The 16396-nt window shown below is 69.2% G+C and carries 10 protein-coding genes; 6 read left to right on the forward strand and 4 right to left on the reverse strand.

Annotated elements, in window-relative coordinates; translation table 11 throughout:
* Window positions 1-688: 688 nt before the first annotated feature.
* Complete coding sequence (locus ACWEPL_RS37565; RefSeq protein ID WP_363972658.1) at window positions 689-1369, reverse strand: hypothetical protein; 681 nt, start codon at window positions 1367-1369, stop codon at window positions 689-691.
* A gap of 224 nt (window positions 1370-1593) precedes the next feature.
* Complete coding sequence (locus ACWEPL_RS37570) at window positions 1594-1824, reverse strand: hypothetical protein (RefSeq protein ID WP_452438977.1); 231 nt, start codon at window positions 1822-1824, stop codon at window positions 1594-1596.
* Between the two features lie 187 nt (window positions 1825-2011).
* On the opposite strand from ACWEPL_RS37570, the gene ACWEPL_RS37575 reads away from it, so the two are divergent.
* Complete coding sequence (locus ACWEPL_RS37575; protein WP_452438978.1) at window positions 2012-5668, forward strand: nSTAND1 domain-containing NTPase; 3657 nt, start codon at window positions 2012-2014, stop codon at window positions 5666-5668.
* Window positions 5669-6167: 499 nt separating this feature from the next.
* Here ACWEPL_RS37575 and ACWEPL_RS37580 read toward each other — a convergent pair whose 3' ends face one another.
* Window positions 6168-6545: a hypothetical protein gene (locus ACWEPL_RS37580; protein WP_452438979.1), complete on the reverse strand. Its 378-nt coding sequence runs from the start codon at window positions 6543-6545 to the stop codon at window positions 6168-6170.
* Window positions 6542-6937 carry a hypothetical protein gene (locus ACWEPL_RS37585; protein WP_452438980.1) on the reverse strand — a complete coding sequence of 132 codons (396 nt, stop codon included), beginning with the start codon at window positions 6935-6937 and terminating at the stop codon, window positions 6542-6544. Before ACWEPL_RS37585 ends, ACWEPL_RS37580 begins: the two co-directional genes overlap by 4 nt.
* An 820-nt stretch (window positions 6938-7757) precedes the next feature.
* Here ACWEPL_RS37585 and ligA point away from each other — a divergent pair.
* The 5 genes from ligA to ACWEPL_RS37610 all read left to right on the forward strand — a co-directional run bounded on the left by ligA (window position 7758) and on the right by ACWEPL_RS37610 (window position 16274).
* Complete coding sequence (ligA, locus tag ACWEPL_RS37590) at window positions 7758-9827, forward strand: NAD-dependent DNA ligase LigA (RefSeq protein WP_452438981.1); 2070 nt, start codon at window positions 7758-7760, stop codon at window positions 9825-9827.
* A 525-nt stretch (window positions 9828-10352) separates the two neighbouring features.
* Entirely contained in the window at window positions 10353-11009 is a 657-nt protein-coding gene (locus ACWEPL_RS37595) for an HNH endonuclease family protein (RefSeq protein WP_452438982.1), read from the forward strand.
* Between the two features lie 829 nt (window positions 11010-11838).
* Window positions 11839-12180 carry a hypothetical protein gene (locus ACWEPL_RS37600; RefSeq protein WP_350739345.1) on the forward strand — a complete coding sequence of 114 codons (342 nt, stop codon included), beginning with the start codon at window positions 11839-11841 and terminating at the stop codon, window positions 12178-12180.
* Between the two features lie 407 nt (window positions 12181-12587).
* On the forward strand, window positions 12588-14936 hold the full coding sequence (locus ACWEPL_RS37605; RefSeq protein ID WP_452438983.1) for a WD40 repeat domain-containing protein: 2349 nt from the start codon (window positions 12588-12590) through the stop codon (window positions 14934-14936).
* Between the two features lie 417 nt (window positions 14937-15353).
* Window positions 15354-16274, forward strand: coding sequence for a cyclase family protein (locus ACWEPL_RS37610; protein ID WP_452438984.1), 921 nt, complete (start codon window positions 15354-15356; stop codon window positions 16272-16274).
* The last annotated feature ends 122 nt before the right edge of the window (window positions 16275-16396 follow it).

The following is a 16396-nucleotide window of genomic DNA, read 5'->3' on the forward strand; positions in this document are numbered from 1 at the left end:
CGTCCGGTTCGAACATCACGGTATGGATCAGTGAGTACTGGTACGCATCGGTGTACACCACCTGGCGCGCGCCGGTCCGTAAGTCGACTGTCTGCACATCGGAGCCGGCCGCCCCGATCCGGTCGGGGATGCCGCGGGCGACCGCGACGGTGCGGCCATCCGGGTGCAGAGCGATCGCCACGACGCCGTGCTTCGCCTGTGTCGCGCACTGTACGACGACGTCGCCCGGTTCGCTTGCCGCGACGTCGCGGATCAGGGCGTACCCGTCACGCATCTTCTCGGTGACGACCTTCTCCAGGGCCTCGCGCGCCGCGTCTCCGTGATCGAACGACTTCGTGCGCCCCTGAGGCTTCCCCGTGCCGGCCCACCAGTTCCGGTGCAGCTCGGCCCCGTCGACCCGGAGTTCCAGGTACTTGGGCTTCGAGGTACCAGGGTGAGTCAGGAGAATCTGGTCACGATCCACCCGCGGCATTGTAGAGGTCTCCAACGCACAAAGTGGGCAGCTCGGCTCAGCTGCTCCTCCTCGGGTTCGAGGCCCCTTCTCGCAGGTCACGCACGTGGACCGGCCTTCAAGGCATGTCGCGGCCGCGCGGCAACGCGCCGCATGCATCGGCGATCTGCAGCCCGAACAGCGCGGAACCCACCCGCATACCTGGTCGGCTCGCGGCGCCACGCCTGCACCAGCTGCTCAGGACAGCCAGTTTCGCACGAGGGCGAGCATCGGGTTGGACAGCCAATTGACGACGAATGCGACCAGGATGCCCAAGAGGAAGAAGACGATTTGGGTGACGAACCCCCTGCGGTTCTGTCCGGTGAACTGGCGTCGCAAGACGTCGTCGAGCGCCTTGACCTGTTCGGGCGTCAGCGCCGCCAGCCGTTCGGTACTGTCCACCTGCGCGCTGAGCTGCTGAAGCGCGACCAGCCGCTCCTGCAGGTAGCGCTCGAGCTCGCGCGAGACCGCCTGCGCCTCTTTGACCATGTCCTGCAGCCTTTTGACGCGCTCGGTCAGGATAAGTTCCCGCCGCGCCACCCGTTCCCGGCGACGGGCCAGCAGCGTGGTCACCCCCCAGAAGGAACCGCCGACCGCGGCGATCGCTCCTGGCACGCCGAGCGCGACCCACCAGTAGAACCTGTCGAGCAGCGCCTGCCCCGCCGGTTTCTCCATGTCAACGCCTGCCAGCGACCCGACCAGGCCGATGACGAACGGCGTGCCCACCACCACCCATGCGATGAGGCCGCCCACAAGCCAGAGGCCGACTTTGGTGTCGTCATCAGCCGCAGACCCAGCCTGCGCTTTCTCGGCAGAAGCGCCGGGCTGGCCGCTGGACGGATTGTCGGCCGGAGGCTCGTCTTCAGAGGGCGACGTCATTGCTACAGAGTGCGATCCGGGGACAGCGCATGGCAAGCCCTCCGCCGTGATACCGCACGCCTGAGTCCGTCGCGGAGCGTCGAGTTGGAGCTGTGGGTTCTGGTCACGCGTCGAGACTCGTGCGTAAGCCGTGTGACGCCGACCTGTGGTGGCAGCTATGGACCCGCGGGAGGCCAGGCTCTCGAGGTGGCGTTGCGGGCTGACGAGCCCGGGTGCGCAGACGTTCACACCTTGGGGCCTTGAGGCTTGCCGCCGGCCAGCAGGTCGGCCCAGCTGTTGGAGGCGGTGGAAGCGTCCTGGCGGGTCGCGAGGATGATCGCGGCGCGCAGTTCGGTGAGTGCGGCGACGAGCGGGACGCAGGCCTTGATGAGGTGGGTGGCGGCGCGGGGAAGACAGGCCGCAGCGGCGAGGGCGGCGGCGATGCCGCCGATCAGGTTGAGGATGGTCGTGGACACAGGGTGCTCCTGTCGGCAGGTGGGTGGTCGCGGACGTGAGTGCCGGTCACCGCCGATTGACGCACCTCACTACGTGACGGGTCATACCGGTTGAGTCACGGCGGGTGTATTGCCGCTGGCAGCGGCTTTACGGTGGTCTTCCCGGTCCGGTCCGGTCCGGAGGCAGGGCCCAGCGGCTGGGGTGGTGATGAGCGAGACGGAGACGACACCGCGGCAGTTGTTCGCCGACCGGCTGGCCGAACTGCTGGAGCTGACCGCCGACCTTCCTCTCAAGAGCGCGATCACCCAGGCCAACCGGCGCCGTCCCGGCGGGCGAGGTCGCCCGGTGTCAGATCGCCGGGTCAGCGACTGGAAGCGCGGTCGGCATCTGCCCGAATCGGAAGCGGCCTTCCTCGTCTTGATCCGGGTGTTGATCGAGCACTGCCGTGGCCGCCGGGTGCTTCATAGTCGGGTCAGCGCAGGTCTGCTGGATGAGGAGCAGTGGCGGCGCTGGTTGCGCTCCGCCCGCGAATCCCCGCCCGATCCCGTCGACACAGCGCGGCCGGCAGGACAAGCCGATCCGGCTGCTGTCGCCAACCGGTGGGCGAGCAGGTGCCCCTATCTGGGGTTGGCGCCATTCGGGCAGAGCCAGGCAGAGGTGTTCTACGGGCGAGAGAAGCTGACCGCGCAGCTGGTGGACGCCCTGGCCGACCGGCTGGATAAGCCCGGGATTCTGGTGGTGAGCGGGGCGTCGGGAGCGGGCAAGTCCTCCCTGGTGCATGCGGGCCTGCTGCCGGCACTGGCCACCGGAGGACTGAGCGCTGAGTCGGCCCGCTGGCCGGTGGCGGTGGTGCGTCCGACCACTCAGTCACGCGATGAGCTGGCGCGGGCGCTGGCCAGGGTCGCGGGCAGAGACCCTGCGGCCATCCGCACACTGCTGGAAGCCACCCCCGACCAGGCGCACACGGTGGTGCGCGACGTTGTGGACGCACACGCCGCACCGGGCACGGTCGTCGCCAGCACCGGGGAGCGACTGATCCTGGTGATCGACCAGTTCGAGCAGATCTTCATCCTTCCCGATGACGTCCACCCTGGCCTGAACAGCCCGGCCGAACGGCAACGCGCCGACTTCATCACGGCCCTGCACGCGGCAGCTGCCCATCCGTGCGGCCCTGACGGGGAGCCGGCCGCGCTGGTGATCGCGGTGATCCGCAGCGATTTCCTGTCCTCCTGCGCGGCCTATCCCCAACTGGCCGACGCGGCCAGGGACGGGGTGTTCCTGGTCGGGCCGATGAGCGCGCCGCAGCTACGGCTGACCATTACCGGGCCCGCCGAGCAGGCGGGCCTGCACATCGCCCCCGCCCTGATCGACGCCATCCTGGCGGATCTGCCGGCCTCGGCATCTGACGGCGGGTACGAGGTGGGGGCGTTGCCGTTGTTGTCGGAGGCGATGCGGGTGACCTGGCAGCACCGCGAAGGCGATCAGCTCACCAGCCACGGCTATGAGCTTTCCGGTGGAGTCGCCCGTGCCGTCCAGACCAGCGCCGAAGCCGTCTACACCGCCCTGACCCCCGGCCGGCAGGCCATCGCCCGCCAGGTGTTTCACCGCATGACCACTGTCACCCGCGATGGGCGGGCCGTCCGCCGGCCGATACCCTACCGCCGCCGTCCCAACCCGGAGCTCGACGCCCTTGACCGGCCCGAGGCACCTACTGCGGCCGGTGGCCGGTGCGTTGAGTCAGCCTTCGGGATCGAGGATGTGGTCGAGGCCTTCGCCGCGCAGCGGCTGATTGTCGTGGACGGGGAAACAGCGCAGATCACCCACGACACTTTGCTGCACGCCTGGGGGCGCCTGCGTGGCTGGCTGGAGGACGACCCGGCCAACCGTGCCCTCTACAGCCAGCTCGTCGATGACGCCGCTGCTTGGGCCCACGACGGCCGTCCCGCTTCCTACCTGTACCGAGCCGAACGTCTCACCGCGACCCTCAAGACCCGACAGCACTGGCACACGGCGCTCGACCGCTACCCTCCTCTCAGCCGGACCGAGGAGGATTTCCTCAACGCCAGTGCCAAGGCCGCAACGCGCGCGAAACGGCGTCGCAGGACCGTTCTGGCCACGCTCATCGGAGCCTTCGTCGTTTCCCTCGTCGCGTCCACCATTGCCATCCGAGCCCAGCAGAACACCAGCCACGAACGAGACCTCGCCATCTCCCGGCAGCTCGCCGCGCGAAGCGAACTGCTGAGCAGCGACCCCGCGACCTCGGCCCTCCTTGCTGCCGCGGCCTGGCACATTGCCCCCACCAGCGACGCCCGTGCCAGCCTCATCACGGCTCTCAGCCGACCGTACCGGGGTATCTTCACGGGGAACACCACGCAGGTCTTCTCGGTAGCCTTCAGCCCCGACGGCCGCACTCTCGTCAGCGGCGGGAGCGGCGGTGACGTGCGGTTGTGGAACGTCGCCACCCGCCGCCAGCTCGGCGCACCCCTTGACGGCGGTGGGGACTCGGTGGCATTCAGCCTCGACGGTCGTATCCTGGCCACTGGAGGCTTCGACTTCGACGACAACAGCTTGGTGCGGTTGTTCGATGCCGCCACTCGCCGCCCGCTCGGCAGCCCCTTCCGCGTCGGTGGTAGAGGCCGCAAGATGGCCCTCAGCCCTGACGGCCGTACCCTGGCCATCGGCCACGACGACGGGGCAGTGCGATTGTGGGACACCGCTACCCGCCGCCAACGCGGTACGCCTTTCACCATCCCCTCCAAGGGGATCTCCGCAATGGCTTTCAGCCCCGATGGCCGCACCCTCGCCACCTGCTTCAGGAGCTCAGTGTGGCTATGGGACACTGTCGCCCGCCGTCAACTCGGCGCACCCTTCACCGTCCGTGGCGATTCGATCGACTCAGTGGCCCTCAGTCCCGACGGCCGGATGTTGGCTACGGCCGAAGGTGAAACAGTGCGGCTGTGGGACGTGGAAACCCGCCGCCAGATGGGCGCCGCCCTCCTCGTTGGCCCTGCCGGGGTCGTCTCGATGGCTTTCAGTCCCGATGGCCATACCCTCGCCACCGGCAGCCTCGCTGATGGTGCGGTGCGGTTGTGGACCGTCACCACCCGCCGCCAGCTTCGCGCACCCCTCACCGGCCCCACCGAATGGAACTCCTCGGCGGCCTTCAGCCCTGACCTCCGCACCCTCGCCGGCGGCATCAGCGGTGACGGCACCGTGCGAGTGTTCGACATCGCTACCCGCCGTCAACTCGGCGCACCCATTCCCGGCGGGATCCGGTCGGTGGCTTTCAGTCCCGATGGCCGCATCCTCGCCACTGGCAGTAAGTACCAGGTGTGGCTGTGGGACCTGGTCACCCGCCGCCAGCTTGGCGCGCCCCTTCCCGGCGGGGGGACTTCGGTGGCCTTCAGTCCTGACGGCCACACTCTCGCCACCACCGACGACCACACGATACGGCTGTGGGACACGGCCACTCGCCGCCAGCTCGGCGCACCGTTCACTGGCGCCGTCGGGGGAATCTCCTCGATGGTTTTCAGCCCGGACGGCCGCACCCTCGCTACCGGCAGTGACGATGGCGAGGTGTGGTTATGGGACATCGCCACCCGTCACCAGCTTGGCGCCCCACTTACCGGCCACACCCAATCAATCCTCGCGATGGCTTTCAGTTCGGATGGCCGCACCCTCACCACCGTCGGCTTCGACAACACGATACGGCTGTGGGACGTGGCATTGCCTTCTGATCTCGTCGGAGCCGCCTGCGCTGTGGCGAATCGCGCGCTGACGCGTGAGGAATGGGCCCAATACGTGCCGGCCAACCAGGAGTTTCGCAACGTCTGTGCAGTGTCGACGAAGCTCGATCACCAGTGATGCCTTGGGGTCGGTCGCAGCATTGCTACCAGGACGGTTCAGACCAATGTGGCGGGCAAGTCCCGGCCGCATGCGATGCTCGCTGCGCATCTCGGCGCGACCGTCGAGCACCTCGAGGATGAGATCCGGCCGCGACCGCCCGGCTGTTGCTCGCCCAGATCAACGCGGTGCTCGAGCGCGCCCGCCGACGCGGCGACCCGGCCGCCGGCATCCAGACGGCCCTGCGCGGTGAACACCTGGGCCGGTCTGCAAGCCACGACCAGTGGCTGACCGGTCTCGGCCGGTACATGCGCTTGGGTGAGGAGGCCTCAGCCCGCATCGCTGCCGGGTACCACCCCGCCAACCGTCCCCCACGCAGTGCCGCCTGGACGAGGGCCGCCTTCCCAGACGATCGGCTCAGCGGCGGCCGACCGTTGCTGTAGGAGTGACGGACCTTGAGGGTGGACTCGTCACGGTCGCGCAGCGAACCTGCCCGGAAGTAGCGAAGCCGGTTCCGGGCTCAGCCGGCGACTTGGCTTTTCGGTGGCGCGGAGACGCTGACCTTCGAGCCCCATCCCGAGTAGCTGGTCTCGGTGCTGAAGCGCCCGTCCCCTACCTCGACGCCGTCGGCGACGTGGGTGGAGGCCAGGTGCGAGGTGAGGAGCTTGCGAGGGAGATTGTCAGGGCCGAGCGTGAGCCTGTACTCCACCACGGTCTTGTCGCCCTCGCTGAGCGGCGATGACGCTCGGAACCAGGGTGACGCCTTCGCCAGTGCCGCGTAGGTGAGTTTGCCGGAGTACGTACGGCCCTGCTTCTTGCCCCTGAGCAGGACCTTCAGCGTGGCGGGCTCGGCCGGGTTCACGAGCTGGGAAAAGGTGCCGATGTAGCTGCCTGTCATGCGCAGGGGTCCACGAGGTACTTCTTGCCATTGGGCACCTCGCCGTACATCGGGTGCGTGGTCCAGCTCTTGCCGTCGACCCAGATCGTACGCCCGCCGTTCAGGGAGTACATGTAGTCGAAGATGCCGCCGGTGTGCTTGTTGTAGTCGGTGGTGATGTCGGACGCGGCGATGCCTTTCTTGCCGAACTGCCACTTCCCGGACCGCCGAAGGAACGTGATCTTCTCCGAATCCTGCAGTAAGGATGTGACGTCGGTGAACTTCACCCCCTTGCCCGCCTTCAGCTTGCCCTGCAACGTCTTGACCGGGTCCGCCGCGGCGGCCTGGGCGGGGGTGGCGGCTATGAGCATGGTCATGGCCGACACGACGGCGCCCACGATCATCCGATTCATGAGGTTCCTTTCCATGGAGATCGCAGATTCTGCCATTCCTTGATCACGACCTGGTGAACGCGAAGTCCTTCATTGGCAGGTCGCACTCGAGCACCAGATACAGGCTGGTCGATCCTGTCGGTGGCAGGCTCCTGCACGGTCCCGAGCAGCCCGCCCAGCCGTGGAGTTCGTGACCGGCTTGATCACCGCCGTCGCCCTGCGCCCCGGTACCTGCAGCCGAGCACCACGAGGCCGCCGTCACAGCCGACCCGTTCGCTGTCGCGCCGCGCGGATCTGCCGAGCCGTGCCCCGGATATCAGGCGTTGAATGCGAAAACCGCAAATTGGGCGCGGTCACGGGCGTTGAGCTTGGCCACGGCCAGGTTGCTGTGGGTTTTCGCGGTCAGTGAGCCAGTCGCCATGCGGTTCGGCAGGCGTGGCCGTGGCATAGCCCTCGCGGGGCTCACCGTTCGGGACAATGCCCCGGTGATTCGCGTACGTACAACCGCTTTATCCCTCTTCCTCTTACTGGCTTTGCGGAGTTGTCGGCACGTTCACCATCACCATGTCGGGTGAGTCGATGGAATCGACGATCAAGGCGGGCGCGAACCTGTCGCCACGCAGCACCGATGGACCTCGCGCCGTGTCACCATCGCAAACCACTTCATGGTGCATGAGGAGACTTTTTCGGGCTGGCGTAGGGGCGGGGTAGCCTGGCGGCCGCTGCGTCGTCATGACCGCCGATCCGTGTCGAGGCAGCGTCCGAGGCGCCGCAGTCCGATCGCCGGTTTGGAAGGGATCTGGGTCTCGGAATTGTCGGTGGCTACCGGCATGGTGGTGCCATGACCGAGACGCCGCCCTTCACCGTCCTCGCCGATGACACGGCCTACGCCGAGGCCGTTCAGCTCGCCGTTGACTCCGCCGCCGCCTACTACGCCGACGGCACCTCCACGCTTGACGACGACGCCTACGACCGGCTGGTGCGGGGCATCCAGGCGTACGAAGAGGCCCACCCCGAGGCGGTGCTGCCGTCCTCGCCGACGGGCAAGGTGGCCGGCGGGGCCGTGGTGGGCGACGTGCCGCACACGGTGCCGATGCTGAGCCTGGACAACGTGTTCGGCGCCGAGCAGCTTGCCGACTGGGCGGCCTCGCTGGAGCGCCGGCTGGGCCGTCCGGTGACGGCGTGGAGCGTGGAGCCCAAGCTCGACGGGCTGGCGATCTCGGCCCGCTACCGGCACGGGCGGCTCGCGCAGCTGGTCACGCGCGGCGACGGCAGCGCGGGCGAGGATGTCTCGCACGCCATCGGCACCATCGTCGGCCTGCCCGATCGGCTGGCCGAGCCGGTCACGGTGGAGCTGCGCGGCGAGGTCATGATGACCGCCTCCCAGTTCGAGGAGGCCTGCGCCAAGCGGCAAGCCCACGACGGCACTACGTTCGCCAACCCGCGCAGCGCGGCGGCGGGCACGCTGCGTGCCCAGGACAGGCCGTACGTCTGCGAGCTGACATTCTTCGCTTATGGGGTGTTGCCACCTTCCGACGACAGCTCTGAACTGGCGGTGCGGCTGCGGGAGCTGCCGCACAGCCAGATCATGGACTGGGTGGCCGCGCAGGGTGTGCAGACCACCGCCGTCACGCCGGTCGCCGGGATCGTGGCCGACAGCGTTGAGCGCGTGCAGGAGCGGGTGGGGGAGATCGCGGCGGTCCGCGCCGAGCTGCCGTTCGGCATCGACGGCATCGTGATCAAGTGCGACCTGGCCGCCGACCAGGCCGAGGCCGGATTCAGCTCCCGAGCGCCCCGCTGGGCCATCGCCTACAAGCTCCCCGCCACGGAGAAGATCACCAAACTGCTCGCCGTGGAGTGGAACACCGGCCGCACCGGCATCATCGCCCCGCGCGCCGTGCTGGAGCCGGTGGAGCTGGACGGCAGCATCGTCACCTACGCCACCCTGCACAATCCCGCCGACATCGCCCGGCGCGGGCTGATGCTCGGCGACAGCGTGACCGTCTACAAGGCGGGCGACGTCATCCCGAGGGTCGAAGCGCCGGTCGTGCATCTGCGCACGGGTGAGGAGCAGCCGATCGAGATCCCGGTGGCCTGCCCCTCCTGTGGCGACGCCATCGACAACTCGCAGGAGCGGTGGCGGTGCGTGCGCGGGCGCCAGTGCCGCGCAATCGCCTCCATCGTCTACGCCGTGGGCCGCGACCAGCTCGACATCGAGGGCCTGGCCGAGAACCGCATCAAGCAGATGCTGGACGCGGGCCTCATCGCCGATTTCGCCGACCTGTTCTTCCTGACCCGCGATCAGTTGCTCGGCCTGGAGCGCATGGGCGAGACCAGCACCGACAACCTGCTGGCCGCCTTCGATCGGGCCAAGGGCCAGCCGCTCAGCCGGGTGTTCTGCGCGCTCGGCGTGCGTGGCACCGGCCGGTCCATGAGCCGCCGCATCGCCCGCCACTTCGGCAGCATGCAGGCCATCCGCGCCGCCGACGCCGAGGCGATCCAGGCGGTCGAGGGCATCGGTCCGGAGAAGGCCCCGGTCGTGGTGGCCGAGCTGATCGAGCTGGCCCCGCTGATCGACAAGCTGGTCAAGGCCGGCGTCTCCATGACGGAGCCGGGCTGGACACCACCCGCCGAGCCTGGTGAGGCCGACGGCGCGTCCGAGCTGCCGCTGGCTGGGATGTCCGTCGTGGTGACCGGCGCGATGAGCGGAGCGCTGGAGGCGCTGAGCCGCAACCAGATGAACGAGCTGATCGAGCGCGCGGGCGGCAAGGCGTCCTCCAGCGTGTCGGCCAAGACATCACTGCTGGTGGCCGGCGACAAGGCCGGGTCCAAGCGGGCCAAGGCCGAGAGCCTGGGCGTGCGGATCGTCGATCCGGAGGAGTTCGCCACCCAGGTCAGCGCCTTCCTGTGAGCACCCTGGCGCCACGCCGGGACGCGGTGTCCCGGCTGGCCGGCTCGAGGACCGTCCGGCTCTTCGCGCCGCGGCTACGACTGACTGGATGAGCACACAGCGCAGCCCGGTCCTCGGCGGGGCGAGCTGGAGCGTCGGCGTCGCCCTCACCGGGGGCACACCCCGTGGAACCCCATCTGGGCCGCCCCGAATCCGGTTGCCTATCTTGCGCCCGTCAACGCAGAAGTGCCCGATGGACATGAACTTTGGTGATCTCGACGAGCCGCCGTGCCAGGCTAATGCGCTACCGGCACTTCCTCGGCTGAAGCGCTTGGGGCGGCGTGGGGGTGCTGGGCACGGGTTGGCGGGCGGCGGCCGGAAAGTCGGGCGCTCAGCGGGGATGGGGGCTGCGCAGGTGTCCTGGGGCCATCTTCACCGGGCCGTACTGATCAGCCTCGCAGGGCACAGTGTGCCGCCGCGCCACAGGAACGTGACGCACTGAGTAGCGCCGCCCGCAACGGGGAGTTACCGAGTATGGATGGAACCATGATCCTTTTGAGGCGGACAATCCACGTGACCGTGCTCGCCCTCTTAGTCCTCCCGATCATCGCCATCCCGCCGGCGGCGGCCGACACCCGCAAGCGGCCGCAGGCCGAAGCCGGCGCCGCGCTCGCCCGCCGTATGTTGTCCCAGTTGAAGGTCGCCAGGGCGTTATCGATCCGCGGCTATGCCCACCGGCGCTTCCTGCCCCGATGGGCGCACCACAGGGGTAAGTGCGACACCCGGGAGACGGTGCTGGCCCGCGACGCGCGACGCGTGCGCAAGAACGCCACGTGTTACCCCGTCAAGGGCCTCTGGTACAGCCCGTACGACGGCAAGTGGCTGAAGAGCGAGAAGCATGTGGACGTCGACCACGTCGTGCCACTGTCGTACGCCTGGCGTTCCGGCGCCAGCAGATGGAGCCAGGCACGCAGGCGCGCCTTCGCGAATGACCTCACCCGACCCGAACTGATCGTCGTCAGCCACTCCGCCAACATCGCCAAGGGTGGCCAGGGGCCGCAGGGCTGGCGTCCGGCGCGCCGTGCCTATTGGTGCCGCTACGCGACCTCGTGGATCACCGTGAAGCACCACTACCGGCTCTTCGTGACAAGAAAGGAGAAGAAGGCTCTGCTCAACATGCTCCGCACCTGCCGGGGACGTTGACATATCGGCTGTGACCTGGCTCGGGATCGAGAAGGAACCGCGCAGGAATTGGCGGTACGGCCCGAGGGGCTGTCGCGGCCCGAAGATGCGGTCGGCGACGGCGGCCTGTTCGGCGGTACCGGCGCGGAAGTACGGGGCGGTTGTGTCCAGGGAAGCAGGCCCAAGGAAGTCCTCCAGCAGGCGCTCGGCGGGGGGACGTCCAAGGCTCGGGGCTCTCTCTTGTCGCAGGCGTCTGCGGGGCAGTTCAGAGGGAGCGAGGGTCGTCGGGGCGGTAGCGGGCACAACACGCGAGCACCCCCGACGTCCCACGCAAGGTCCACGCGACATGAGCACCCAGCCCTCGGACACGATGCACCGCAGCCGTGACCAGGCATTCAGTGCCAACCCAACGACGTGCTCGTAGCCGGGGCCGAGGATCTTCCCGCCGTGCCAGACACTCGACGTGGGATGCGGCGAGGGCGTCGCCGCGCTCCGGGCAGCCCACCGCAGCCAACCCACCGCACTCCACCCACTGGGGCCGGCCCACCGTGGCCGCCCCACCACAGCCTGCCTACCGTGGCCGCCCCACCACAGCCGGCCCGCCGTGGCCGGCCCGCCACAGCCTGCCCGCCGTGGTTGGCCCACCTGGCTGGCCCACCGTGGCTGGCCCACCATGGCCGGCCCACCGCGGTTGGCAGGTCACCGCGGTCGGCATCTCCGAGGTCGCCCTGTGCCGCGCCGCCGCTGCCGCCACAGATGTCCAGCGCCGCGTGTCCTGGCCGCATGCGGACACGCATCACGTATCAGCCGTCGTGGGCGTCCCTCCTAAGGAGCGGAAAGGAGCGAGACGATGGCCACTTACACGATCGACAGCTACAGCGTGCGAGTCTGGTCCTCCAGGCCGACCACGAACCTCAGCCCCGGCGTCGCAGTCACCGGGATCTACCTGTACGAGGGCGGTGCCTACCGCGGTTACGCCTACTTCTACCCCGACGGCACCCCGCTGGCGCCGCCGGTGATCGACGCGGCCGCGGGCCAGATCTTCATCCATCTCAACCTGTCGCAGCTCACCGGGATCCTGCAGTTGCTGCGCGAGGAGAAGCCGGTCTATCTGTACGAGTTCGGCACCACGAACGCCGGGCTCATGACGGGCACCGAGCCCACGGGTGAGGAGGAGGGCATAGCGGGCTGACCCTCACTCTCGGGGGCAGCCTTCACCCGGCATCGGTCGGCGTCAGCGCGAGATGATTTCGTCGCGGCATTGCTGCCCCCTGCAGGCGCAGGCTTTGATCGTCTCGCTGAGGTTCTCCGGCACCGCCGTACAGCGGGTGTCGCGGCTTGGGGTCGGCGGCCTTGATGAGGACACGACTTCCTTGCAGGTCAAAGCGAGACGATCTTTTCAGGCGCGTAAGGCGCACTGACCGGCTCGCACAGCACGGGCGCAGGGGGCCTTGAGGGTGTAAGCGCGCCACGGGCAAGGGCAAGGGAACGTGGTCCGGCTGCGCGCGGTGCCGGGCGAGTCGATGGTCGAGGTTGTGGACGAGGGGTGGTTGCCGCATCCGGGCACCACCGGCACGGGCCGGTGTTAGCCTGCTCGTCGTGTCTACTGGCGATCATGACTTACCCGGCCCCGGCCAGTCACACGCCTCGGGCCGGGCGTCGGCCGACGAGACGCTGGGCGATCCGCGTTTCCTGATCCACGCCGACCCCGACGAGGTGATGGCGCTCGCGTCGCGAGCAGACGGCGCCGAGGCGCGGCTGGCCGCGGCGGTCTACCGCACGTCCGCCGGCCGGCATCGTGACCTGCCTCCCGCCGCGCGCCGTCAGGTCCTGACCGTGGACGCCGCCCGGTGGCAAGCCGATGATCTGGGGCGACGGCTCGCCGAGGCGCCGGACGAGCACGGCGCGGCCGCTCCGTACCGGGTGGAGTGGGCGACGGGCACGTCGCTGAAGGGCGCGCTGCTGTGGTCGGCCGATCTGCCGGACCACGAAAGGCTCGGGCCGGCCGCAGTCTGGGCGATGGCGGCCGGCGGGTCGCCGGGCCAAGCCGTGGTGACGGTCGCGGCCTTCGGCCGTGACGGCTGGACCTGGGACCTGGCGTCGGGCAGTTGCGTCGGCAGGCCCGTGTTCGACGACGGAGGCGTCGAAGCCCTGGAGAGCGTGGTGCTCGACGGTCGTCGATCGCTGGTCGTCAGCGGGTACAGCATCGTCGACGACCTCGTACGGGCGAGCGTCTGGGTGATGGACGTCGGCTCCGGGGAGCGCGTCGGTCCGCCGTTCGTCACCGAAGGTCACGTAAGCGATCCGCTGGCCGTCGCCACGGTGGCGGGCCGTCCGGTGGCGATCTCCGGCGGATCGGCGGTGAAAGTCTGGGACCTGCTCGCGCAGCGCCCTCTGGGCACGCCGTACAAGGCGCACGGCGACACGAGGGTGGTCTCGATCGCCACGACGACCCTGGACGGCCGCGCGGTCGCGGTCACCGGTGACTACGACGGCTTCGTGCGGGTGTGGGATCCCCTCGACGGGACGGAGGTCGCGGCGCCGACAGAGACCTCCGGCCGGCCGGAAAGCCTGCTGGCCCTGTCTCTCGACGGCCGCCCCGTCGTGGTCACCGGCGGCTACGACGGCCCGGTCGAAGTGCGGGATCTGCGCGAGGGGACTCTCGTTCGCGAACTGCTGCCCGAGGACGTGCTGGCGCGTGGCAGCAGTTCGCTCGCCGCCGCCGAACTCGACGGCCGCTCGATCGTGGTAGCCCTCGACCGCGACGGGCGCGTACGAGTGCTGGACCTCGCCACAGGAGAGCCGCTGTGCGCGCCCCTGCCTCCGGGGCGCGGAAAACCTGATGCGATCCGCGTGGCCGAGGCCGGCGGCCGTCCGATCGCCGTCACCAGCGGCATGCTCTCGTCCGTGGTGCAGGCGTGGGACCTGACCGCCGCGTGCGCCGCCCCAGCCGCCGGAGCGCCGCGCGGCCTGCCGGGCGACATCACCGCCCTGACGGTCTGCGAGGTCGACGGCCGCGAGGTCATCGTCACGGCCCACCACGACGGCCCCGCCGACGACCCCAGATGGGGCGAGGGATACGTGTGCGTCACCGACCTGGCCGACGGCACTGCGGTGACCCCCGCCATCCCCACCGGAGAAGGACGGACACAGCTCGCCCTGGCCGACTTCCACGGGGGCCCCGTAGCGGTGATCACCTGTAATCAGCGATTCGTGCCGCGGCTGCTGCGATTGCCTGAGGGTCAGGAGCTGGACATCACGTTCACCACCTCGGACTACCGGCATGACCACAACGGCCGGATCACCGCGCTCGCCACCGGCCGGCTGACCGACCGCCCCGTGGTGGTGACCGGCGGACGGCACAACCAGGCGCGCGTGTGGTACCTGGACAGCGGCTCCATGTGTACGGCCGTCGCCGGGCGCGGCGGCGGGTACACCCATGTCACCGCCGCAGCCGTCTGCTCGCTCCGAGGCCGCGGCGTGGCGGTCACCGCCGGACACGGATCCGACACGCCCGAGATCCGGGTGTGGTGGCTGTCCAGCGGCCGCCCGGTCTGTCAGCCGGAGACAGGTCACAGCGGAGCCGTGAACGCCGTCGCGATCAGTGACCTGGACGGCGCCCCGGTCGCGGTGACCGCCGGTGCGGATCAGACAGTCCGGGTGTGGGACCTGAACAGCGGAAAACTGGTCAGAGACCCCCTGATCGGGCACACGGCACCGGTTATGGCCGTGGCCGTGACCGAACTGGACGGCCGCCCCGCCGTGGTGACCGGCGGCGCGGATCGAACCGTCCGGATGTGGGATCTGGACAGCGGGCACCGGCTTCGACGGGCGGATCTGCCCGGCGCGGTGTCGCATGTCGCCGTCGCGTCGGGCGGCCGGCTGGTCGTCGCGTTCGGTGACGACATCGCCGTCATGTCCCCCCAGCACCTGGCGGCTGAGCGGTGAGGTGTCCGGGTTCATCCAGCTCTATCCGCTGAGCGCCGATCTTCAGCCGGAGATGTGGACTCTCCGTGCTGAGACGGGCGGGGCTGATGGGGGCTTCTGGCCGTCTTCGCAGCGACTGTCAGCCGCTCCGGCAAGGTAAGAAGCCCGGACCCGCGAGGAGGGCGACGCCGAGCACCATGGCGGAGAAGGTCACGGCGATGGCCTGGATGATCTTTCCTGCTGGGTTCTTTCGGAGGTCGGGGTCGCCCTCAGACGCGAATCGAGGTCACACCGTCTCTCCGGCCCCGGCGAGGTCATATCAAAGAGGTCATATCAAAGGAGAGGGCGGGATAGCCTGCCTGCGGTGCCTCGAACCACGTGACCGGAGGAGTCGATGCTGGGATGACGGCAGGGCGAACGATACCCACACAGGACGACGTGCTCGGGTACTTCGACACGCTATCGAACTGGGGACGGTGGGGCGACGACGACGAGCTCGGCACTCTGAACCACATCACCGACGACGTCCGCCTGGCGGCGGCGCGGGCCGTGCGCCACGGCAGGAGCGTGTCGTGCGCATGGGAGGTCGCCGTACCGGAAGACATGGAGCGGTCGACGACGACGTGCCCGTGCGCCGCCGACATGCCGGGTGCCGAGAACATGCCGGTGGCCGCATTCCACAATGACCGGCGCTGGGGCTTTTCGTCCGAGCGGCTCGGCATCACGTTCCACGGCAACACCATCACCCACATCGACTCGCCGTGCCACATCTTCTGGGACGGCACGATGTACAACGGGCGGTCGCACTCGCTGGTCGACGCCGCAACCGGATCGGCGTGGGCGTCCGTCACGGCGGCGGCGAACGGGATCATCACGCGTGGTGTCCTGCTGGACATTGCGAGCGTGCGGGATGTGCCGTGGTTGGAACCCGGGCAGGGTGTGTTTCCCGACGACCTCGAGGAGGCCGAGCGTCGCCAGGGTGTGCGGGTGCGATCCGGCGACGCGGTACTCCTGCGGACCGGCTATGGCCGCGTCCGGCACGAGAGCGGTGCGGTCAGCGGTTTCACGCAGGCCGGCTGGCACGCGTCCTGCCTGCCGTGGCTGCAGGAACGGGAGGTCGCGCTGATCGGCGCTGACACCCCCCAGGACGTTCAGCCGTCGGGGTACGAAGACGTGTTGATGCCGGTTCACGCCGTGAGCCTCGTCGCGATGGGTCTGTGGATGCTCGACAACTGCGACCTGGAGGCGTGCGCGACGACGGCCGCCGAGCTCGGCCAGTGGGACTTCCACCTCGCGGTCGCGCCGGTCCGTTTCGCCGGTACGTCCGGCAGTCCGGTCAACCCGATCGCCACCTTCTGACCGCGGTTCACGAGGAGGTGCGACGCCACCTCGGCGAACAGGCGCCGGGATGGGACGGCGACCTCGGCGATCGAGGCGATCGAGGCGATGGCCTCCGCTTGCCGGTGTTCCGAGGCGATGGT

The organism is Nonomuraea sp. NPDC004186, assembly GCF_053603495.1.

Excerpts from the sequence above, each read along its gene's own strand:
- ACWEPL_RS37565 (WP_363972658.1), bottom strand. The coding sequence starts at position 1,369 with ATGACGTCGCCCTCTGAAGACGAGCCTCCGGCCGACAATCCGTCCAGC.
- ACWEPL_RS37575 (WP_452438978.1), top strand. The coding sequence starts at position 2,012 with ATGAGCGAGACGGAGACGACACCGCGGCAGTTGTTCGCCGACCGGCTG.
- ACWEPL_RS37580 (WP_452438979.1), bottom strand. The coding sequence starts at position 6,545 with ATGACAGGCAGCTACATCGGCACCTTTTCCCAGCTCGTGAACCCGGCC.
- ACWEPL_RS37585 (WP_452438980.1), bottom strand. The coding sequence starts at position 6,937 with ATGAATCGGATGATCGTGGGCGCCGTCGTGTCGGCCATGACCATGCTC.
- ligA (WP_452438981.1), top strand. The coding sequence starts at position 7,758 with ATGACCGAGACGCCGCCCTTCACCGTCCTCGCCGATGACACGGCCTAC.
- ACWEPL_RS37595 (WP_452438982.1), top strand. The coding sequence starts at position 10,353 with ATGATCCTTTTGAGGCGGACAATCCACGTGACCGTGCTCGCCCTCTTA.
- ACWEPL_RS37600 (WP_350739345.1), top strand. The coding sequence starts at position 11,839 with ATGGCCACTTACACGATCGACAGCTACAGCGTGCGAGTCTGGTCCTCC.